Source organism: Flavobacterium limnophilum, from assembly GCF_027111315.2.
Classification (GTDB): Bacteria; Bacteroidota; Bacteroidia; order Flavobacteriales; family Flavobacteriaceae; genus Flavobacterium; species Flavobacterium limnophilum.
The window spans coordinates 3092809-3115323 of record NZ_CP114289.2 but is presented as its reverse complement, the minus strand read 5'-3'; the positions used below and the strand labels follow the sequence as shown (position 1 = coordinate 3115323).

The following is a 22515-nucleotide window of genomic DNA, read 5'->3' as shown; positions in this document are numbered from 1 at the left end:
TATGAAAAAAGTATGTTTAATAATCTTGATTTTTACAATTATTAGTTGTTCCAAAGAATTAGTGTTTTATAAAGATTCTGTTGAAGCACATAATTATTTAAGTGTAGGTAATAATTCTCATTTATTGGAAGATAAAAGTTATGTTGAGTTAGAAGGTATCTTTAATATGGATTTTGAAAATGTCTATTTAGAACATCCTTCTGAAAGAATATGGTTAGAATTTGACTTTTTTAATAAACTCAAGAATTCAGAGGGGAAAAAACTTGACGGAAAAATGCTCAAAGAGTTTAATGGAAAAAAAATAAAAATAAAAGGGAAATTGTCATTTGGAAATACTGGTCATTTATCAGCATATAAAATGAAATTAACTGAAATAGTGTTTTTAAAAACGATGTACCCAGATGGTGCAGAAATGAAGTAAATATCCTTGTGCGGATAGCGCAGTTTTGCAAACTGTGCCAACAAACGAGAGCAAGTGAAACAAGTCAAGACAACAAGAAAACCGAGCAATTGCTCGGTTTTTTTTTATAAAGAAAACTTTTCTAAATCCTGATAATTATTCCACTGCTGCTAACACGATTCTCTGCTACTAACACGATTCTTTTATAATAAATCGTTCCATTTAAGGAATTGTTGTTAATAATGAGGATGTTACGGCAAAGTCAAAACACTAAATTTAATTCATAAAAAGAAAGAGACAGTTTAATAGACTGTCTTTTTCTTTTATAAATATTTTTATAAATTTCGGAATAACTCTGAAATTTCAACATTTAAAGCTTTACTAATACGGATAAGCTTATCAATCCCCATAATTTGCTTTCCTAAAATATAACGTCTCAATGCTTCAATATCTAAATCTGAATCGTGAGCAACGTTTCTTACTTTGAGATTTTTCTCTTTAATAATCGCTATTATATTACCCCTAGATTGCAGAGGATTTGACTTTCTTTTGAATCTTTTTTGCATAGGGAATAAATCAGAAAGAGTATTTAGAAAGATTTTATATTAGAAAATTTATAAAAAAAAGTAAACGGTATTGATTATTTTTTTTAAATTTATGACGCATTAAATTTATTCTGAATATGAAAGTAGATCTAATATTAGCCAAAAAAGGGAAAGAAGTGTACTCGGTACCGCCAACAATTACGGTATTTGAAGCTTTGGGTGTCATGAGTGAAAAAAATATTGGAGCCATTCTGATAATTGAAGACACTGTATTGAAAGGTATTTTGTCCGAAAGAGATTATGCCAGAAAAATTGCATTGAAAGCAAAATCTTCTAAAAAGACATTGGTAAAAGAAATTATGGAAGAAAATGTGGTTACTGTAAAACCAACGGACAACTTGGATTATTGTATGGAATTGATGGATACAAAAAGAGTAAGACATTTGCCGGTTATTGAAAACGACATAATAATAGGTATTATTTCCATAAGTGACGTGGTAAAAGCCATAATCGAAATGCAAAAAGAAACCATCAAACATTTGGATTCTTATATTTCACAATAAAGAAAAAAATAAAGAAAAAAATAGCTGCAAATAGTGCAGCTATTTTTTTTGTGCGCAATTGGGTGTTTTTTTTGTAAAGCAATTGTAACAAAAGCCCCCTTTTTTAATCAATTCACATATCTTTGTAATACTGAATAATAATTAAAATAATGGATAAAGAGAGTAAAAGAAGAGAAGCGTTATTGTATCATGCAAAACCAACACCGGGAAAAATTCAAGTTGTTCCAACCAAAAATTATGCGACCCAAAGAGATTTGTCTTTGGCTTATTCACCAGGTGTGGCCGAGCCGTGTTTAGAAATAGCAAAGGACGTCAATAATGTATATAAATATACGGCTAAAGGCAATTTAGTTGCTGTAATATCCAATGGAACAGCGGTTTTAGGATTGGGTGATATTGGGCCGGAAGCATCAAAGCCGGTAATGGAAGGGAAAGGACTGTTGTTCAAAATCTTTGCCGGAATCGATGTTTTCGATATTGAAATTGGAACTAAAAATGTTGAAGAATTTATTCAGACAGTAAAAAATATTGCGCCAACTTTTGGTGGAATTAATTTGGAAGACATCAAAGCGCCAGAATCTTTTGAAATTGAAAGAAGATTGGTCGAAGAATTGAATATTCCGGTAATGCATGACGACCAGCACGGAACGGCAATTATATCATCGGCAGCATTGCTGAACGCATTGGAATTGGCAGGCAAAAAAGCCGAAGATTTAAAAATGGTGGTTTCAGGAGCAGGCTCTGCCGCATTGGCTTGTGCCGATATGTATATTTTATTGGGAGTTAAACTGGAAAATATTTTGATGTTCAACAGCAAGGGTGTTTTGACAAAAGACAATCCTTCATTATCAGTTTTGCAGCAAAAATATGCCACAGACAAAAAACCAATGAGCTTGGAAGAAGCCTTGGTAGGAGCGGATATTTTCTTGGGATTGTCTTCAGGAAATATCATGACTCCCCAAATGTTGTTGGGAATGGCTGAAAATCCAATCGTTTTTGCTATGGCAAACCCGAACCCGGAAATTGCTTATAATCTTGCCATCGAAACTCGAAAAGATGTTATCATGGCAACAGGACGTTCCGATCATCCTAATCAAGTAAATAATGTACTTGGATTTCCTTATATTTTTCGTGGTGCTTTAGACGTTCGTGCTACAAAAATCAACGAAGCGATGAAAATGGCGGCCGTCAGAGCCTTGGCAGCTTTGGCAAAAGAAAGCGTTCCTGAACAAGTAAATATTGCCAATGGTGTTACCAAACTGACTTTTGGACGTGAGTATATAATTCCATCTCCTTTTGATCCTAGGCTAATTTCTGTTGTTGCTTCGGCCGTGGCAAAAGCGGCCATGGATTCTGGTGTGGCACAAAATCCAATTTTAGATTGGAAAAAATATGAAGAAGAACTATTAGGACGTTTAGGAACCGACAATAAAATGCTCAGATTTATTACTAATAGAGCTAAAATGAATCCTAAAAGAATTGTTTTTCCAGAAGCCGAACATTTGGATGTGCTTAAAGCAGCCCAAATTGTGTCTGAAGAAGGAATTGGTATTCCAATTTTGTTGGGGAAAAAGGAAATTATTTTGGAATTAAAAAATGAACTTGGTTTTGATGCCGATGTTCAAATTATTGATCCTAAAGTTAAAGAGGAGGAAGAAAGAAGAAATAAATTTGCCAAAGCATTTTGGAATACTAGACAAAGAAGCGGAATCTCATTGTATGATGCCCAAAACTTGATGCGCGAAAGAAACTATTTTGGTGCCATGATGGTCAATGAAGGTGAAGCGGATGCATTGGTAACTGGACAAACCAGAAGTTATCCGTCGGTGGTTAAGCCTATGTTGCAACTTATAGAAAAAGAACCAGGGGTTTCCCTCGTGTCCACTACAAACTTGATGTTGACCAATCGCGGGCCAATGTTCTTGTCTGATACGGCCATAAATATCAATCCATCGGCAGAAGATTTGGCTAAAATTGCCATTATGACGGCAAGAACAGCTAAAATATTTGGAGTTGAACCTGTAATTGCAATGGTTTCTTTTTCTAATTTTGGATCTTCCCACAATGCGGGAGCTGCAAAAGTGAGAGAAGCAGTGGCTTATTTGCATAAACACCATCCAGATATTGTGGTAGATGGTGAAATTCAAGCTGATTTTGCTTTAAATCCAGAAATGTTGAAAGCCAAGTTTCCGTTTTCTAAATTAGCCGGAAAAGAGGTGAATGTCTTGATTTTTCCTAATCTTGAAGCGGCTAATATAACTTATAAATTGTTGAAAGAATTAAACAAAGTTGGTTCAATTGGGCCAATTATGTTGGGGATGGGAAAACCTGTTCATATCTTTCAATTAGGTGCAAGTGTGGAAGAAATGGTGCATATGTCGGCAATTGCCGTAATTGATGCCCAAGAAAATGAAAAGAAAGTAATTCAAAAATAAAATATTTTTTCTTCAGTAACAGGACTTATATAAATTTGGCGAGAATTTATATAAGTTTTGTTATATTTGGGCGATATAAAATTCATACATGATAGCACATTTGCAAGGAAAATTAGTAGAAAAATCGCCCACAGAAGTTGTCATAGATTGCGGAGGCGTTGGGTATCACGTGAATATTTCTTTGCACACTTATTCCTTGCTTCCAACGACTGATTTCATCAAATTATTTACACATCTTCAAATCAAGGAAGATGCACATACTTTGTTTGGTTTTGTTGAAAAATCAGAAAGAGAAATTTTTAAATTATTATTGTCTGTTTCTGGAATTGGCGCCAGCATTGCCAGAACCATGTTGTCTTCGTTGGATCCAAAACAAATTACCAATGCAATTGCATCAGGAGATGTGTCCACAATCCAATCCATAAAAGGAATTGGTAGCAAAACAGCTCAAAGGGTAATACTCGATTTGAAGGAAAAAGTGTTAAAACTGTACGATTTAGATGAAGTTTCGATGTCTCAAAACAATACTAATAGAGATGAAGCGTTATCTGCTTTGGAGGTGTTGGGTTTTGTTCGAAAAACTTCAGAAAGGGTAGTGGAAAAGATTGTAAAAGAGGCCCCAGATAGTTCGGTTGAATATATTATTAAGCAAGCTTTAAAAAACTTATAAAAGTTGAAAATACAGTATTTAAAAAAGAACCAATTCGTGCGTAAAATTTGTACCCTTTTTTTAGTTGTTTTTGGTTGTTTTGTGTCCAGGGCCCAAGTTGCTCCAGTGGCTCAAGACACGACCAATACTGGATTTTCCACAGGAAAAATTCAAATTAAAGACCCGCAAAGTATTCTAAAATCATACACTTTTGACCCTGTTACCGGGATGTATGTTTACACTAAGACCATTGATGGATTTCCAACTAATTACCCCACTATTTTAAGTCCAAAAGAATACGAAGATTTGGTCAGAAAAGAATCGATGCGCAACTATTTTAAACAAAAATTGGATGCCATTGACGGGAAAAAAGACGGAAGTGAAGCTGCAAAAAAAGATTTATTGCCAAGATATTACGTAAAATCAGGACTATTCGAATCTATTTTTGGAAGCAATACCATCGACGTGAAACCTACGGGATCCATAGAAATGGACTTTGGACTTCGTTACACCAAACAAGACAATCCGGCATTTTCTCCAAGAAACAGGTCGACAACCGCTTTTGATTTTAATCAAAGAATAAGCATGAGTTTGATGGGGAAAGTGGGTACTCGATTGAACGTAAATGTCAATTACGACACCCAATCCACCTTTGCATTCCAGAACCTGATCAAGTTGGAGTATACACCTTCGGAAGATGATATTATCCAAAAAATTGAAGTAGGTAACGTGAGTATGCCTTTGAATAGTTCCTTGATTAAAGGGCCTCAAAGTTTATTTGGTGTAAAAACTAAACTCCAGTTTGGTAAAACATCCATCACGGGAGTTTTCTCGGAACAAAAATCACAAACCAAAACGGTGGTTGCCGAAGGTGGCGGAACGGTACAGGACTTTGAAATGTTTGCGCTTGATTATGACAATGACAGACACTTTTTCCTTTCGCAATATTTTAGAAATAAATACGATGCAGCCTTAAAAAATTATCCTTTCATTGATAGCAGGGTCCAAATTACGAGACTGGAAATTTGGGTTACCAATAAGCAAAATCGAGTAAATACTACTACTGGAAACAATCTAAGAAATATTATAGCCCTTCAGGATTTGGGTGAAGCGCAATTAACAGGTTTGCAGGACAGCGAAGTGGTGGTTTTGAATCAATCATCAGGAATGTTTACAGCATCTATTGATTCCCCTTCGAATAATAAAAACAATAAGTACAATCCAGAATTAATCACGACGGGAGGAGGGTATTTAAATTCGAATATTAGGGAAATTGTAACAGCGAATGCTGGATTTAATGTGTCTAGTATGCCAGTAGGCGCAGAGATAAATGAAGGGTCTGATTATTCCAAATTAGAGAATGCCAGAAAATTGACTTCAAACGAATACACCTTTCATCCTCAATTGGGGTATATTTCCTTGCAGCAAAGATTGGCCAATGACGAAGTTTTGGCAGTAGCCTATCAATACACCATTGGAGACCAAGTCTATCAAGTGGGGGAATTTGGTAATGACGGTGTGGATGCAACTTTGGTGTCGGGAACAACTCCATCTGACCAAGCCATCATAACACAAAGTTTAGTGTTGAAAATGTTGAAAAGTAATTTGACCAATGTCAAAAACCCGGTTTGGAACCTGATGATGAAAAATATTTATCAAATCCCTGGGGCTTATCAATTAAAACAAGAGAACTTTAGATTCAATATTCTTTATACCGATCCGTCTGCTGTAAATTATATTACTCCTGTATCAGGCAGTACTTTTCCTCCCAATCCAATTGCAGGAAATGAAGTTGCCGAAACGCCTTTGTTGAAAGTATTCAATTTGGATAAATTGAATTACAACAATGATCCACAAACTGGAGGTGACGGTTTCTTCGATTTTATGCAAGGCATGACCGTTGATACCCAGAATGGTAGAATCATATTTACCACCAAGGAGCCATTTGGAGAATTGTTGTTTTCTAAATTATCGAATGGCGCTGGAGAAAATTACAAAGATTCTAGTACTTACAATCCAAATCAAAAGAAATATGTTTTCCAAAACATGTATGTCGAGACGCAGGCCAAAGCATTGCAAGATAGTGACAAAAACAAATTTCTTTTGCGAGGAAAATACAAATCTTCGGGTGGCGATGGAATTCCTATCGGGGCATTCAACGTTCCAAGAGGTTCGGTAGTGGTCACGGCAGGAGGAAGAGTTTTGGTCGAAGGAATCGATTACAGCGTGAATTACCAACTGGGAAGAGTTCAAATCCTGGATCCTTCGCTTCAAGCTTCGAATACGCCAATCAATGTTTCATTGGAAAACAACTCTGTTTTTGGACAACAAACCAAACGTTTTTTCGGGGTTTATGCTGAGCATCAAATTTCGGAAAAATTTTTGGTTGGAGCCACTTTCTTGAAATTAAACGAAAGACCATTTACCCAAAAATCGAGTTTTGGACAGGAATCCGTAAACAATAATATTTTTGGATTCAATACCAATTATTCATCGGAAGTTCCGTTTTTGACGCGATTGGTCAATAAGTTGCCCAATATGGACACCGATGTGCCTTCCAATATTTCGGTAAGGGGAGAAATTGCATTTTTGCAGCCAGAAACTCCAAAAGGAGACAGTTTTCAAGGCGAATCGACCATTTATGTCGATGATTTTGAAGGTTCGCAATCCACTATCGACATGCGCTCGGCTTATGCTTGGAGTTTGGCATCGACACCATTAAACGATGCCGAAAGTCAATATGATTTTAATGCATCCGCCAACGACTTGAGTTATGGTTTCAAAAGAGCCAAATTAGCTTGGTACACCATCGATCCCATATTTTACACCCAAAAACCATCTGGGATTTCAAACGACGATTTGTCTTTGAATAGCACCAGAAGAATTTTCAGTGAAGAACTTTACCCATTAACCGATATTGCGGCAGGACAATCGCAGGTAATAAACACATTGGATTTAACTTATTTTCCTTCAGAAAGAGGAGCCTATAACAATGCTTCAAATATAGCCACAAATCCAAAGGATAATTTTGGTGGAATCATGCGTTCCTTGAATTCGACCAATTTTGAACAGGGTAATGTGGAATATATCCAGTTTTGGGTATTGGATCCTTATGTTGGAGCTGGCCAAGTTTCTGGCACAAATACGGGTAAGATTTATTTCAATTTAGGGGAAATATCAGAAGATGTCCTGAAAGATGGAAGAAAACAATATGAAAACGGTTTGGGAGCCGATCAAATATTGGTAAAACCACAGCCACTTTGGGGAGATGTGCCGGCTTCGCAATCCCTGATTTATGCTTTTGACACCAATACCGCCAATAGAACCAACCAAGACATAGGACTGGACGGTTTGCCTAATGCAAAAGAAGCTACAATTTATACTAATTATGCGTCCCAGCCCGATCCTGCAGCAGACGATTATAGGTATTATTTAAATGCCTCCGGAGGGGTTGTCGATCGATATAAAAATTATAATGGTGTAGACGGAAATTCTGCCGTCGATATTAATGATGCCAACAGGGCTTCTACTTCTAATCCTGACGTGGAAGACATCAACAGGGACAACACCATGAATACAATCAATGCGTATTATGAATACAGCATCGACATGAAACCCGACATGGTTGTTGGTCAAAATTACATTACCGATATTAGAATTACAAAGCAACCTATGGATAACGGACAAGTGACCGATGCCAGATGGATCCAGTTTAAAATTCCTGTTTCGCAACCCGAAAACACCATTGGAAACATATCCGATTTTAGATCCATTCGTTTCATGAGAATGTTCATGACTGGTTTCAGTGATGAAGTGACGGTTCGTTTTGGTGCTTTGGATTTGGTGCGAGGTGATTGGAGAAGATATACAAGTGCACTCGATTCAAATGATTCAAATGTGGCTGATGACGGTACGGCTTTGGATGTGCTGGCAGTAAATCTTCAAGAGAACAACGATAGATGTCCGGTTAATTACGTTGTTCCTCCGGGAGTGGAACAAGAACAATTGTACAACAACAATACCGTTATCAACCAAAATGAGCAATCGCTGTCCTTGAGGGTTTCAGGCGATGGATTGGAACCATTAGATTCAAGAGCGGTTTTCAAAAACGTGAGTGTGGACATGCGTCAGTTCAAGAAACTGAAAATGTTTTTGCATGCGGAATCGTTGGCAGGAAAAGAAAATAGTTTGGAAGATGACCAAATGATTGGGTTTGTCCGTTTTGGAAATGATTTTACCCAGAATTTCTATCAAATAGAAATACCTTTGAAGGTAACTCCAACTATTGATAATCCAAAACCTAATCCTGATCTTCCGGCAACAGTCGTGACAAGTTGCGATATAAAAGCAGAAGATGTATGGCCTGCAGAAAATGAAATTGATCTTTCGTTGGCATTGCTTACTGCCATGAAGATTGGTGCACCCAAAGCGGGTTTGGCAAATGGAGCTATTTACTATCCTGATGACCATCTTGATGTATTCCCTAATGGGGATGGAGATGCTAAATTGAGATTGGGAATTAGGGGAAATCCAAATTTTGGATTAGTCCGTAATTTGATGTTGGGAGTAAAAAGCAATGAACCCCATGAAGATATAAAAGGAGAAGTCTGGTTCAATGAGCTTCGTGTGGCCGATATGGACAATAGCAGAGGAATGGCTGCCGTGCTGAATGTGGATACGAATCTTGCCGATTTTGCCACTGTTTCGGCAACGGGTAGAATGAGCACTATTGGTTTTGGTGCATTGGAAGAAGGTCCCAATGAAAGAAGTCGCGAAGATATCCAGCAATATAATATTGTGACCAATTTGAGTCTTGGTAAATTGTTGCCGCCAAAATGGAAAATCACTTTGCCGTTTAATTACGCCATTGGAGAAGAAACCATAACACCGGAATACGATCCATTCAATCAAGACATCAAATTGAAACAGCTTTTGGACAATACCACCGATGCTGCCGAAAGAGACAACATCAAGAACAGGGCAGTAGATTACACCAAAAGAAAGAGCATCAATTTTATTGGGGTAAGAAAAGAAAGAGGCGAGGAACAAAAAACACATGTTTACGATCCGGAAAACTTTACCTTTTCACAATCCTATAATGAGGTAGAACGACACGATTTCGAAATTGAGGATTATGTAGATCAACAAGCCAATACGGCGGTGGACTATGCTTATAGTTTTCAACCTAAATCCGTGGAGCCGTTCAAGAAAACGAAATTCATGAAAAAAAGTAATTATTGGAAATTGCTGAGCGATTTCAATTTTAATTTCTTGCCTTCCAACATCAATTTCAACACGAATATCATTAGGCAATACAACCGTCAGCAATTCAGGCAGGTAGATGTTGAAGGGATAGGTCTTGATGCAATGTACAGAAGGAATTTTGGCTTTAATTATCAATACGGCTTCAATTTTAACTTGACAAAATCTTTGAAATTAAATTACACGGCTTCTTCCAGCAATATTGTTAAAAATTATATGGGTGATGATAATGTGCCAATAGATAGTTTTACCATTTGGGACAGCTATTGGGACGTCGGTGATGCTAACCAACACATGCAACAATTGGTATTGAACTACCAAATACCAATTGACAAAATTCCTGTATTTAGTTTCATAAAAGCGAATTATTCCTATACCGGAGATTATAGCTGGCAAAGAGCTTCGGTATTAATGTCAGATCTTGTTGTTGATAATGTTCATTATAATTTGGGGAACACGATTCAAAATGCGAGCTCCCATAATTTGAATGCTACCTTTACCATGGATACTTTTTACAAGTATATCGGATTGACGAAAAAATCAGCTTTGAAGGCAAACCCAAAAGCAGTGGCTCCTAAACCCGGAGAAAAGGTGGCCAATACAAATGTGTTGGTTCCAAAAGAGAATAATTTTTTAAATGGATTGATAGGTGTTTTGACAAGCGTCAAAAACATTCAATCGAGTTATGTTAAAAACAGTGGAACTGTTTTGCCGGGATATACGCCAGGTTTAGGTTTCTTTGGTTCTTCAAAACCTACTCTTGGATTTACTTTTGGAAGCCAAGACGACGTGAGATATGAAGCGGCCAAAAATGGTTGGTTGACTACTTATCAAGATTTCAACCAGAACTATACCCAAGTGAACAATGAAGTTTTCAAGACTACGGCAAACATCGATTTGTTCCCGGACATGAAAATTGATTTGACATTGGACAGGGCTTATTCCGAGAATTTTTCGGAACAATATGATGTTGCCAATGGTGTTTACAATGCTAGGTCGCCTTATAGTTATGGTCTTTTTTCCATTTCTACCATTTTAATCAAAACCTCGTTTTCTGCCAGCGATGAAAATACATCAGCGGCATTCGACGAGTTCAGGAGTAACAGGATTACGGTTGCCAACAGACTGGCGACAGAAAAAGGAATTGATCTTACGAATCCTGCCAATCTAGATGCGGATGGATTCCCGAAAGGATTCGGAAAAAACAATCAAGCCGTGTTGTTGCCATCCTTTTTGGCCGCTTATTCAGGAGGAGATGCATCCAGTACTTCTCTTGGAATTTTCAAAAGTTTTCCAATACCCAACTGGTCGATTAAATACAATGGGTTGATGCGTTATGCTTTTTTCAAAAAGAATTTCAAACGTTTCTCTTTGCAACAAAATTATAGGGCTTCTTATACTGTCAATGCATTCAGATCCAATTTTCAATACGACAAAGATCCTAATGGAGTGGATGCAAGCGGCAATTTTTTCAATAAAACCATTATGTCAAACGTCAATTTGGTAGAGCAATTCAACCCGCTTATCCGAATGGATTTTGAATTGATGAACTCGTTGAAGATACTGACCGAAGTGAAAAAAGACAGAGCATTGTCCATGAGTTTCGACAACAATTTATTGACCGAAGTTAAGGGAATCGAATATGTAGTCGGGATGGGATATCGTATAAAAGATGTTATTTTTTCGTCTAAATTGGCCGACAATCCCACAGGAATCATAAAGAGTGACATCATCATAAAAGCAGACATGTCGTATAGAAACAACCAGACCATTGTTCGCTACCTGGATTATGACAACAATCAATTGGCTGGTGGACAAAATGTTTGGTCGCTGAAATTGACTGCGGATTATTCTTTCAGCAAAAACCTGACGGCTATTTTCTACTATGACCATGCTTTTTCTAAAGCGTTGATTTCGACTTCTTTCCCTTTGACAAATGTTCGTTCGGGATTTACCCTGCGATATAATTTCGGGAATTAATAAAATTTTATCCCAATCAGTGCGATATTAGAATTGGAAATAATACTTTTGAAAAAAAAAATAAAATATAAAATCTGCTCCCTGTTTTCGGAGCAAAATCTTAATTAAAATGAACATACCAGCAAATTTAAAGTACACAAAAGATCACGAATGGGTTAGCATTGAAGGCGATGTTGCAACAGTTGGAATTACTCATTTCGCACAAAAAGAGCTTGGAGATATCGTATATGTTGAAGTGGAAACTTTAGACCAAACTTTGGAGAAAGACGAGGTTTTTGGAACAGTTGAAGCCGTAAAAACTGTTTCGGATTTGTTTCTTCCTTTATCTGGAGAAATCATTGCATTCAATGATGATTTGGAAAGTTCACCAGAAAGTGTAAATACCGATCCTTATGGTGCAGGCTGGATGATAAAAGTGAAAATTGCCAATGTTGCCGAAATTGATTCTTTGCTTTCGAGTGAAGCATATAAGGAATTAATAGGTGCTTAAAAAATTTTTTTTATTCTCGGCTTTATTTTGGACTGGTGTAATCCTGTTTTTTTGTTTGATAAAATCAAGCGACCTTCCAACGATTAGTGTTCTCTATCTGGATAAAGCAATTCACGCTACTTTCCATTTTGTGTTTACGGTGCTTTGGTTTTTGTTTTTAAAAAAGAAATTAGATACGTCAAACAGCTATAAGCCTTTGGTTGTTTCATTCATCTTGTCTTTTTTTTTCGGAATAGCAATAGAATTGATGCAGAAATTTTTCACGACTACAAGAAGCGCGGATATAATTGACGAATTGGCAAATTTGACCGGAGCAACTTTGGCAGTTGTTGCAATTGTTGTGCTTAATAAATGCAGCAGTATAGTGGATAGGATTTAATTAATAATTTATGAAAAAACAGATGAATATAAAGCAATATTTAGATTCTACTTATTTAAAAACTCCCGAGCAAGCTGGACTTAGCGAAGCCGAAAACACCATAATTGCCAAAGGATTTATTCAGGAAGCCATTGAGGAAAATTTCAAGCTCATCATGATTCGCCCCAATATAGTTTCCATTGCAAAAAAAATGATTACCGATGCCAATTCCCCTGTGCAAATAGGAACGGTAATCGATTTTCCGGAAGGGAAATCGGGTTTGGAAGCCAAACTTGCCGAAGCAGCACAAGCCATTAAAGATGGTGCCGACGATTTGGATTTTGTATGCAATTACGAAGCATTCAAAGAAGGAAATGTAGATTTGGTAAAAGAAGAAATTTTGATGTGTACCCAACTGGGTCTTGCCAACAACAAAGTCGTAAAATGGATTATCGAAGTGGCAGCACTTACGGATAAGCAAATTATCCAGTTGTCGGCTTTGATAAAAAATAGCGTCATCGCAAATTTCAAAGAAGAAAATTATTCCTCGGTTTTCGTGAAGTCTTCAACCGGATTTTATAAAACAGAAAATAATCTTCCCAATGGAGCAACAGTTCCAACGATACTATTGATGCTCGAAAACGCATCGCCTCTTCCGGTAAAAGCCGCTGGTGGAGTGAGAACTTATGAAGAAGCAGTCGAAATGATTCGACTTGGCGTAAAACGAATTGGTACTTCGGGAGCTAAAGCCATTGCCAACGGACAAAAAGCCCAAGGCGAGTACTAAACACAAAAAACCAATATGAAAAAAGGATTGCTTTCATTGTTTTTATCTCTTTGCAGTTTTGTCGCTTTGTCGCAAAATGTAAATACTACTCCCAAAAAAGCAGTGAGTTCTCCATCACGATTTCCTGTTTTTCCCAAATGTGAAAATTTAGAAGCTTCAACCTTGGAGAAATGTTTTTACAATGAAGTGCAGGATTTCGTTTTCGAAAATTTTGTGGTTCCCGAGAATCTAGTTCAAAATAATTTTCAGGGAAAAGTAAAAGTGCTTTTTGAAGTCGACGAAAAAGGTGTTTTCAAAGTGGTTTATGCCAATGCGGTTGACGATGCCTTAATTAAGGAAGCAAAAAGAGTTTTTGCCAAGTTTCCAAAAATCAAGCCGTCAACCTACAATGGGAATCCCGCTTTTTCCCAATACAATATCACTATTTCAATACCCTTAAAAAGTGCCGAACAACAAGCCGCCGAAGCGCTAGCTGCAGCTGCTGCAGTGGAGGCTAAAAATGCGTCAACCAAGAAATTGACGGAATTGGACAGTATTCCGTATAAGAAATTTAACAATCCCCAGTTCAAAAGTCATTTGAATATTCCGTTTTCGCACAGTTATTACGCCCATTTCGATGCTTCGATGAATCAGGTTGGAAGTAACAACCACACAGGCTCGAAGCCGTATACTTATGCAGAAGTTGCCAAATATTACGATTTCACGGCCGAAAACGAAAAAATAAAAAAAGACAAATCAGGCTGGTGGGGACGAAAATTATGGAATGAAAACTTGGTCGAAATTCAGGGTGAGGACTATTGGTTTGTCATCAATCCCATTGTTGATTTACAAGTGGGGACAGCTTCAGGGAAAAATCAGGTCAGTACATTTGTAAATACACGAGGGATAAATTTTAGTGGTGGATTGGGTTCGCAAGTAAATTTCACGACAACCATTTTTGAAAGTCAAGGACGTTTTGCCGATTATTATAATCGTTATGCCGAATTGATAAAACCAGCCGGCGGAAATCCTGCCATTATTCCCGGAATTGGAATTGCCAAAGATTTCAAGACGGATGCCTACGATTTTCCGTTGGCGGAAGCCAATATCACATTTGCTCCGGCAAAATTTATCGATTTTCAATTGGGTTATGGCAGAAATTTCATTGGTGACGGATACCGATCTATATTGGAAGGTGACGGTACAAGTCCGTATCCGTATTTTAAAATAAATACCAATTTTTGGAAAATAAAATACACCAACACTTATATGTGGCTCAAAGACGTGCGTCCGGAAGTCTCTGTCGAAAAAACCTATGCCACGAAGTTTATGGCCAACCATTATTTGAGCTGGAATATTTCGAATCGATTGAATTTGGGGCTTTTTGAATCGGTAGTTTGGTCGGATACCAATAATAGGGGATTTGACATGTATTTCGTGAATCCCATTATTTTTTATCGCGCCGTCGAGTTTGCCGCTTCCGGAAGAACAGGAAATGCACTTTTGGGCTTGACTTACAAATACAAATGGAGCAATCAGGTGAATCTTTATGGACAATTGCTGATTGACGAATTTTCGACCGATGCCATAAAGGGGGGGGGCAATAGTTGGAAAAATAAATTTGCCTATCAGTTGGGCGTGAAATATTTCAATGCTTTTAAAGTAGACAATTTATTGTTGCAGTTGGAATACAATCACGTTCGTCCTTATGTGTATTCGCACAGTGATCCACTTACCAATTATGCTCACGCCAATCAAAGTATGGGGCATCAATGGGGTGGAAATTTCGAAGAAATCGTTGCCATTGGTCGTTACCACAAAGGGCGACTTTTTGCCGATGCCAAAATGACCTATGGAATTCGCGGTTTTGATTTTGCCAGTTCAGGAGCCAATTCCAATTATGGCGGGAATATTTACAGGGATTATGATGTTGAGAGATATGCTGACACGGGCGTAAAAGTGGGTCAAGGAAATAAAACCAATGTTTTTATCACGGACTTGCAAGCGGGATATTTGATAAACCCAATGACGAACTTGAAACTTTTTGGTAGTTTTATTTACAGGAATTTTGACCCTTCAAAAGACACGGCCACAACCTTCAAGGAAAGCACTACTTGGTTTTCTTTGGGAATTCGCTCGGACGTGTTCAATTGGTATTTTGATTATTAGAGAAATGGATTTTTAAGTTTTGTTGTAATGAAATTATGAGATTTCGAGGCAAGAAACTAAGATTAGGTTGTCGTATAAAGACACTTTTTAGGATAGTGTCGGTGTCGAATCCAGGGTGAAAATGAAATTGCTTCCAATAGTTGGTTGACTTTCGACCCTAATTGTTCCGTTATTTTGATTTAAAAACTCTTTGCAAAGTATCAATCCCAAGCCTGTTCCCGTTTCGTTATTGGTTCCTTTTGACATATAGTTTTGTTCAATTTTGAAAAGTTTCTGAATATCTTCCTCTTCCATGCCTATGCCTGTATCCCTAATTTCTGTTTCGATAATTTTTTTGTCTGAAACAATCTTTTTTTCGGATGATATGGTTATTGTGCCTCCATTTGGAGTGAATTTGATTGCATTTGAAATTAAATTTCGAACTACAGTTGAAATCATTTTTTCATCTGCACAGATCAATAAGTTTTCTTGAATATTAGATTTTATCTGAATGTTTTTTGTTAATGCCTGAGGTCTGCTCCCCTCAATATTTATATCGATTAAATTTCTCAAGTCAAAATCGACTTTGACAGATTCTAAACTGCCAATTTGAATTCTGGACCACTCTAATAAGTTTTGAAGTAACTCTAAAGAGAATTTTGCCGATTGGTTTATGTATCCAACAAAAGTTTCAATATTGGTTGATTCCAATTCATTGAAATCTTCCAGTATCAAATCGGAAAATCCAATAATGCCGGCTATTGGGTTTGTTAAATCATGCGATATTATTGAAAAAAATTTGTCTTTTGTCGCGTTTTGGCGTTCCAGTTCTTCTGCTTGGTTTTTTAATTTGATATGGGTATCAATACGAGCTAAAAGTTCATTTGAATTAAATGGTTTTGTTACATAATCTACGCCTCCTGATTCAAAGGCTTTAGCGATACTTTCAGAATCTATATTCGCAGTTAGAAAAATTATTGGGATTTTTTTAGTCTTTTCGTTTGCTTTAATTCTTCTGCAGGTTTCAAATCCATCCATTTCTGGCATTTGTATGTCAAGAAGGATTAAATCGGGAGTGGTTTTTTCTAGAATGTTCAAAGCCAATTGACCGCTTTTAGCCATTCTAAAATCGTATGAGTTTTCCTTTAAGACTCCCGCTAAAACCTTTAAATTATTTATATTGTCGTCAACAATTAAAATTGTTCCTTTCGAATTTTCCATCTTTTTCTCTTATGATTCTAACCAATTTATAATCGCTTCAAATTCCATTTCATTAATACAGTCTTCAATAAATTCAAATGATTTTCCAGTTTCCTTTTCCAATGTTTCTAATAAATCTTGCAACAATGTAAAATTTCCTTCTTCGGAGGCTTCTAAAAAACGTGCTTTTAAATGCTCAGGCACATCTGAAGGAATAGAATTTTTGTTTGTTTCTTTCTTTTTCTCTTCTTTGTAAATAAATTTGACGCCTGCTTTATTGTGCATTTCGGCTAATAGCAAGTTAAATATCACTGGTTTTTTAATAAAAACGGTAGCTCCTATTTCCATAATTTCTTTTTGTTCAGACTCCAATGCACTTGCACTGACCACGAAAATTTTAACCTGGTGATTTCCTGCTATCTTTAAAATTTGCCTTGTAGCTTCAACTCCATCCATTACCGGCATTACTACGTCCATTAAAATAATATCTGGCTTCCATTCTTTGTATAACTCAACAGCTTCTTTTCCGTTCTCCGCCATTCGAGTATCAAATCCTAAAGGGTTTAATTTTTTATACAATATATCTCTGTTCTCGAATCTATCATCAACAATCGCCACTTTCAACCCTTTCATCTCAGGACTAAGAGCTGCTACTTGTAATTCTTCTTTATCACTTTTTAACATACTTTCATTTCCTTCAAAATACCTACAACTAAAAGTGAACTCGGCCCCTTTGCCATATTCGCTTTCAATGGTAATATCGCCTTCCATTAAGTTAGAAAATTTTCTGCTTATTGCTAATCCCAAACCTGTTCCTCCTTCAGTTTGACGACCATTTTGGGCCTGTTCAAATGGTTTAAATATTGCTTCCTGTTCTTCTTTTAAAATTCCCTTGCCGCTATCTTTTATTTTAATTTGCAGTTCATTGTTTTTGAGCTTTTCAACTGAAACTTTCACAAATCCTTCGGAAGTAAATTTCAAAGAGTTACCTATCAAATTGATAATTACTTGTTTTATTTTTGACTCATCGGCATAAATGACTGTAGGTACGCTTTTGTCAATATTGAAAGATAGATCAATATTTTTTTGATTTGCTTTTATTTTAAATAATTCCTCGACTTCTTTTAATAGCACAATCAAATTAAAATCGGATGGATTTAATGTAACTCTTCCTGCCTCAATTTTAGACATATCTAAAATATCATTGATTAATTCCAATAAATGTTCACCGCTTTTATTTATTGTTCTCAGGCTCTCTTGTTGTGCTTTAGTCAAATTGTCATCATCTTGCAACAGCTGTGAATATCCTAAAATGGCATTCATGGGTGTTCTAATTTCATGGCTCATATTTGACAAAAAAGTAGATTTTGAAAGATTGGCTGCAATGGCCTCTTCTGTTGCTTGTTTTAGCTTACTTTCAATTTCTATGCGTTCGGTAATGTCGTCTGAAGTACCTATAATACCTATGACCTTGTTGTTTTCATCAAAAAAAGGCAATTTACTTGTTAGAACCCATCGTTCTTGTCCCTTTTGAGTGTTTAATTCCTGATATTTTAATTTTGGCTTGCCACTTAACATTACTTTCACTTCATCTTCCCTCTTCTTTTCCGCATCTTCTCTTTCATGAATATCAAAATCTGTTTTTCCCAATATTTCATCTTCACTTTTCAAAGACAGTTCATTAATAAAAGAGGCGTTGCATCCTAAAAATTGTGACTCTCTATTTTTCCAATAAACTCTTATGGGGATATTATCGAGAATTTTTCTTAATATTTGTTTGGATACAGCCATTTCTTGTTCAACCTTCTTTCTTTGTATACTTAAACTGATATGAGACGCTACAAATTCCAACAATTCAATATCACTTTGTTGATAGGCATTTTTATCATTATAACTTTGAACTACAATAACACCTATTACTTTTTTATTTACCCTCAATGGAACTCCTAACCATGCCTTTGGAAAAGTTCCTGTCAGCTCAACTTCACCCGATTCAATTAGCTTGTTGTACTCCTTTGATTTTACTAAAAGAGGTTTATTGCTCTTTATCAAATAGCCTGTCATGGATTTTCCTATTGGGAATTCTTCATCTACATCTTCACCTGATATAAAAGGAATGCTTATTGTTTGCATATCTTCATTATATAAGGCAATGTAAAAATTAGTTGTATCAATTAATAGTCCTAATTCATTTTTTATGAATACATTAAACTCTTTTAAGTCTTGGATTTTATAACCCTCTTCAGAAATATTTAATAATACTTTTTGTGTCAAACTTGCTTTTGCCCTTTCTGAAACATTGCGTAGAATACCTTCATAATATAAAACAGTACCCTTGCTGTCTGTAATATTTTTTCCGTGATTTTCAATCCATATTGGTGATCCGTCTTTCTTGCGAACACGGAACTCTTCTATTTTACCATTATTTTGTTGAATAATATTCTTTCTGTCTTCAATATCAAAATAGAGTTCTGTCTTAATGTCAATTCCCAACAGTTCTTCTTTTGAATCATATCCCAGCATATTCACTAAAGAAGGACTAACATCAATAAATTTTCCTTCAAGTGTACTTTTGTAGACTCCATCTATAGAGTTTTCAAATAATTTTTGATAGTTTTTTTCTTCATTCTGCAGAGATTTTATAATTTCTCTTTGCTTTTTCACGAGATTTAATAACTCACTTTTTGTTAAATTATCATCAGAAAAAATCTCCTCCTTTTTATTTTCCATTATGTGCTTTTAGAAATTTTGAATTTTTTTATGTGGTTTGTTATAAAAAAACAAACAATTATTTATAAATATAAACAATCAGTTTAGATAAAAAGTTATAGGGAACAAATATTTATAAATAAATCAATTTTGTCTTAAAATGTTTTCAACGTAAACAAATTTATTGATTTTGTTTAAATCAAATATTTTAAAAAGAGAACTTCCCAGTAATAAAATTGGTTGAGGCTCAATATGCTTTTGGGAGGTTTTGTTCATTCAGTCGCAAGGATAGAGCAGAAATTCTTTCTGTGCCCATAAACGAGAGCAGGTAATCTCGGCTCTTCAAAATCTTCCGACTTCGGAAAAAATAAAAATATAGTTACAGCCCAAAATCTGTGGTTTTTTTATGCCGTATTTTTTATTTGCCAAATCGTTTTCGATAAACTACTTTTGCAAAAGTTTTAAAAAAACAAATAAACCAAACCTTGAACAGCACGCCCAATACTCTTTCCGTAAAATCAATTTACACTGATTTCAAAGCAATTACTAAAGCTGGATTGGCTATTAGTGTCGTGTTTTCTTCCATTGCGGGATTCTTGCTTGGTGTTGCCGATTTTCAAACCTTGCATTGGGTTGTTTTGTTGAAGTTGGCTTTTGGTGGTTATTGCATGGTGGGCGCGTCGAATGCCTACAACCAAGTCATCGAAAAAGACCTTGACGCCTTGATGGACAGAACCAAAAACCGTCCTGTTGCCTCGGGACGAATGAAGCCGAACGTGGCCTTGGTCGTAGCCAGTATTCTTACCATTATCGGGATTGTATTGCTTTACAGCATCAATCCAAAATCGGCTATGTTTGGTGCGATTTCCATATTTTTATACACCAGTATTTACACGCCTCTGAAAACCGTGACTTCGTTGTCGGTTTTTGTGGGTGCTTTTCCGGGAGCGATTCCGTTTATGTTGGGTTGGGTTGCCGCAACGGGAGATTTTGGCATCGAAGCCGGAACTTTGTTTCTAATTCAATTTTTCTGGCAGTTTCCCCATTTTTGGGCAATCGGTTGGTTTTTATATGAAGATTATGAAAAAGCAGGTTTCTTTATGTTGCCAACAGGCAAGAAAGACAGAGGGACGGCTTTGCAAATCATATTGTACACAGTTTGGCTAATAATTGCGTCGCTTTTGCCTTGTTTGGGTTATACGGGACAATTATTTATTTCGCCAATAGCGGCGGTCTTGGTGTTTTTGCTTGGACTTTGGATGCTTTATTATGCCGTTCAATTGTTTAAATTGAGGACGGCAAAAGCTGCAAGAACCTTGATGTTGGTTAGTGTTTCTTATATTACTTTATTGCAATTAATTTATATATTTGATAAAATCTTAAGATAGTTATGGCAACAACAATGACCGCCGAAGAGCATAAATCAAGATCGGATAGATCTTATAAATTACTGTTATTGTTCGCAATGATAAGTATGATAATGATGTTTGCAGGGCTTACCAGTGCTTTTGTAGTGAGTAAATCCAGAGTGGATTGGTTGAAGGATTTTCAATTGCCTTCTGCTTTTTATTTCAGTACCGCAGTGATTATAGGATGTAGTGTTACTTTTCATTTGGCCAAAAAAGCCATTCAAAAAGACAATCAAAAAGCGACTACAGCATTTCTTTTAGCTACTTTGGCGTTGGGAATTTTATTTGTTGTTTTACAATTTGTGGGTTTTGGACAAATAGTGGAAAGCGGATATTATTTCACCGGATCGGAGAGTTCAATCACGACAACATTCCTGTATATAGTGACTGTTGTGCACTTATTGCACCTTGCAGGAGGACTAATTTCTCTTTTGATTATTATTTACAATCAATTAAAACAAAAATACAATTCGACTCAAACCCTTGGTATTGAGCTGGGTGCGATGTATTGGCACTTTCTTGATTTATTGTGGGTATATTTATTTTTATTTTTATTTTTCTTTAAATAAGAAAAAATTGTAGATTTGGGAACTTTTTAACGAATAACTTTTATGGATACAGTTACTACTGCGAATAGTGGAGAAAAAATTTGGGGAGGCGGAGACAACCAGCCAATGGGAGCTAGTTATGGCAAATTAATGATGTGGTTTTTTATCCTGTCAGATGCTTTGACTTTCTCGGGATTTTTAGCTGCTTATGGCTTTTCTAGATTTAAATTTATTGAAACTTGGCCTTTGGCCGATGAGGTGTTTACACACTTTCCTTTTATGCATGGCGTTTCGGCACCAATGTATTATGTCGCTTTTATGACTTTTGTCTTGATTTTTTCATCTGTAACGATGGTTCTTGCTGTAGATGCTGGACATCAATTGAAAAAAGATAAAGTAGCCCTTTATCTGTTCTTGACTATCGTTGGAGGTTTAATATTCGTGGGTTCACAAGCTTGGGAATGGAAAAACTTCATCAAAGGGGAATATGGTGCAATCGAAACAAAAGGAGGAAGTTTGCTCCAGTTTGTGGATAAAGATGGTAAACGTTTGGCTCTTGCTGATTTCGCTGCTACTTTACCAGATGAAAGAGAGCAATTGACCAGAAACAAAGGAAGATGGTTTATGGACGAAGCTGCTTTGCCAAGCTATTCTGTGGCTGAAGTTCAAGCAGGTTTCAAAGCGCATCCTGAAGTGTTGATTAGAACTGAGGTTATCAATGACAAAAAACAAAAAACAATTCTTAGCAGAGAAGAATCTGAATTAAGATTGGCTCAAGCTTCTCTAGTAGTTGAAGGTGCTAACTTGACAAGAAACGAATACGGTAGCAAATTGTTTGCTGATTTCTTTTTCTTTATTACTGGTTTCCACGGTTTTCACGTATTCTCTGGAGTTGTGATCAATATTATTGTCTTCTTTAATGTTTTGCTTGGAACATACGAGAAAAGAAAAAGCTATGAAATGGTAGAAAAAGTGGGACTATATTGGCACTTTGTTGATTTGGTTTGGGTATTTGTATTCACGGTTTTCTATTTAGTTTAATTTACAAAAAGT

General features: G+C 36.3%; 15 protein-coding genes. 12 read left to right on the top strand and 3 right to left on the bottom strand.

Features of this window, described 5'->3' with window-relative positions:
* Position 1: 1 nt before the first annotated feature.
* Positions 2 to 421 (top strand): hypothetical protein, encoded by a 420-nt coding sequence (locus OZP13_RS13195; protein ID WP_281297425.1) that lies wholly within the window; start codon positions 2 to 4, stop codon positions 419 to 421.
* Positions 422 to 735: 314 nt separating this feature from the next.
* Here the strand turns inward: OZP13_RS13195 and OZP13_RS13190 are convergent, their stop codons facing one another.
* Positions 736 to 966: a helix-turn-helix domain-containing protein gene (locus OZP13_RS13190; RefSeq protein WP_269240563.1), complete on the bottom strand. Its 231-nt coding sequence runs from the start codon at positions 964 to 966 to the stop codon at positions 736 to 738.
* A gap of 116 nt (positions 967 to 1082) precedes the next feature.
* Here OZP13_RS13190 and OZP13_RS13185 point away from each other — a divergent pair, with 116 nt between their 5' ends.
* From OZP13_RS13185 to OZP13_RS13150, 8 genes are all read left to right on the top strand, one after another.
* Positions 1083 to 1508 carry a CBS domain-containing protein gene (locus tag OZP13_RS13185; protein ID WP_269240562.1) on the top strand — a complete coding sequence of 142 codons (426 nt, stop codon included), beginning with the start codon at positions 1083 to 1085 and terminating at the stop codon, positions 1506 to 1508.
* Between the two features lie 149 nt (positions 1509 to 1657).
* Positions 1658 to 3943 carry an NADP-dependent malic enzyme gene (locus OZP13_RS13180; RefSeq protein WP_281297424.1) on the top strand — a complete coding sequence of 762 codons (2286 nt, stop codon included), beginning with the start codon at positions 1658 to 1660 and terminating at the stop codon, positions 3941 to 3943.
* An 88-nt stretch (positions 3944 to 4031) separates the two neighbouring features.
* Positions 4032 to 4613: a Holliday junction branch migration protein RuvA gene (gene ruvA, locus OZP13_RS13175; RefSeq protein WP_281297423.1), complete on the top strand. Its 582-nt coding sequence runs from the start codon at positions 4032 to 4034 to the stop codon at positions 4611 to 4613.
* A 36-nt stretch (positions 4614 to 4649) separates the two neighbouring features.
* On the top strand, positions 4650 to 11834 hold the full coding sequence (gene sov / locus OZP13_RS13170; RefSeq protein ID WP_281299453.1) for a T9SS outer membrane translocon Sov/SprA: 7185 nt from the start codon (positions 4650 to 4652) through the stop codon (positions 11832 to 11834).
* 109 nt (positions 11835 to 11943) lie between these two features.
* Complete coding sequence (gene gcvH, locus OZP13_RS13165) at positions 11944 to 12324, top strand: glycine cleavage system protein GcvH (protein WP_269240561.1); 381 nt, start codon at positions 11944 to 11946, stop codon at positions 12322 to 12324.
* A gap of 55 nt (positions 12325 to 12379) precedes the next feature.
* Positions 12380 to 12703: a VanZ family protein gene (locus OZP13_RS13160; protein ID WP_281297422.1), complete on the top strand. Its 324-nt coding sequence runs from the start codon at positions 12380 to 12382 to the stop codon at positions 12701 to 12703.
* A gap of 22 nt (positions 12704 to 12725) precedes the next feature.
* Positions 12726 to 13469 (top strand): deoxyribose-phosphate aldolase, encoded by a 744-nt coding sequence (deoC, locus tag OZP13_RS13155; RefSeq protein ID WP_281299452.1) that lies wholly within the window; start codon positions 12726 to 12728, stop codon positions 13467 to 13469.
* Positions 13470 to 13484: 15 nt separating this feature from the next.
* Positions 13485 to 15617, top strand: coding sequence for an energy transducer TonB (locus tag OZP13_RS13150; protein WP_281297421.1), 2133 nt, complete (start codon positions 13485 to 13487; stop codon positions 15615 to 15617).
* An 87-nt stretch (positions 15618 to 15704) separates the two neighbouring features.
* Here the strand turns inward: OZP13_RS13150 and OZP13_RS13145 are convergent, their stop codons facing one another.
* Both OZP13_RS13145 and OZP13_RS13140 read right to left on the bottom strand, forming a co-directional pair.
* Positions 15705 to 16817, bottom strand: a complete 1113-nt coding sequence (locus OZP13_RS13145) for a hybrid sensor histidine kinase/response regulator (protein ID WP_281297420.1) — start codon at positions 16815 to 16817, stop codon at positions 15705 to 15707.
* A 9-nt stretch (positions 16818 to 16826) separates the two neighbouring features.
* Entirely contained in the window at positions 16827 to 19526 is a 2700-nt protein-coding gene (locus OZP13_RS13140) for a PAS domain S-box protein (protein ID WP_281297419.1), read from the bottom strand.
* A 464-nt stretch (positions 19527 to 19990) separates the two neighbouring features.
* Here OZP13_RS13140 and cyoE point away from each other — a divergent pair, with 464 nt between their 5' ends.
* From cyoE to OZP13_RS13125, 3 genes are read left to right on the top strand one after another with little or no spacing between them, the layout of a single operon-like run.
* Positions 19991 to 20893, top strand: a complete 903-nt coding sequence (gene cyoE / locus OZP13_RS13135; RefSeq protein ID WP_281297418.1) for a heme o synthase — start codon at positions 19991 to 19993, stop codon at positions 20891 to 20893.
* Positions 20894 to 20895: 2 nt separating this feature from the next.
* The gene (locus OZP13_RS13130) at positions 20896 to 21483 is read left to right on the top strand and encodes a cytochrome c oxidase subunit 3 (RefSeq protein ID WP_269240554.1); all 588 of its coding nucleotides are present in this window, start codon (positions 20896 to 20898) and stop codon (positions 21481 to 21483) included.
* 42 nt (positions 21484 to 21525) lie between these two features.
* A complete protein-coding gene (locus tag OZP13_RS13125) occupies positions 21526 to 22503 on the top strand; it encodes a cytochrome c oxidase subunit 3 (RefSeq protein ID WP_281297417.1) in 978 nt (325 codons plus the stop codon).
* Positions 22504 to 22515: the final 12 nt, after the last annotated feature.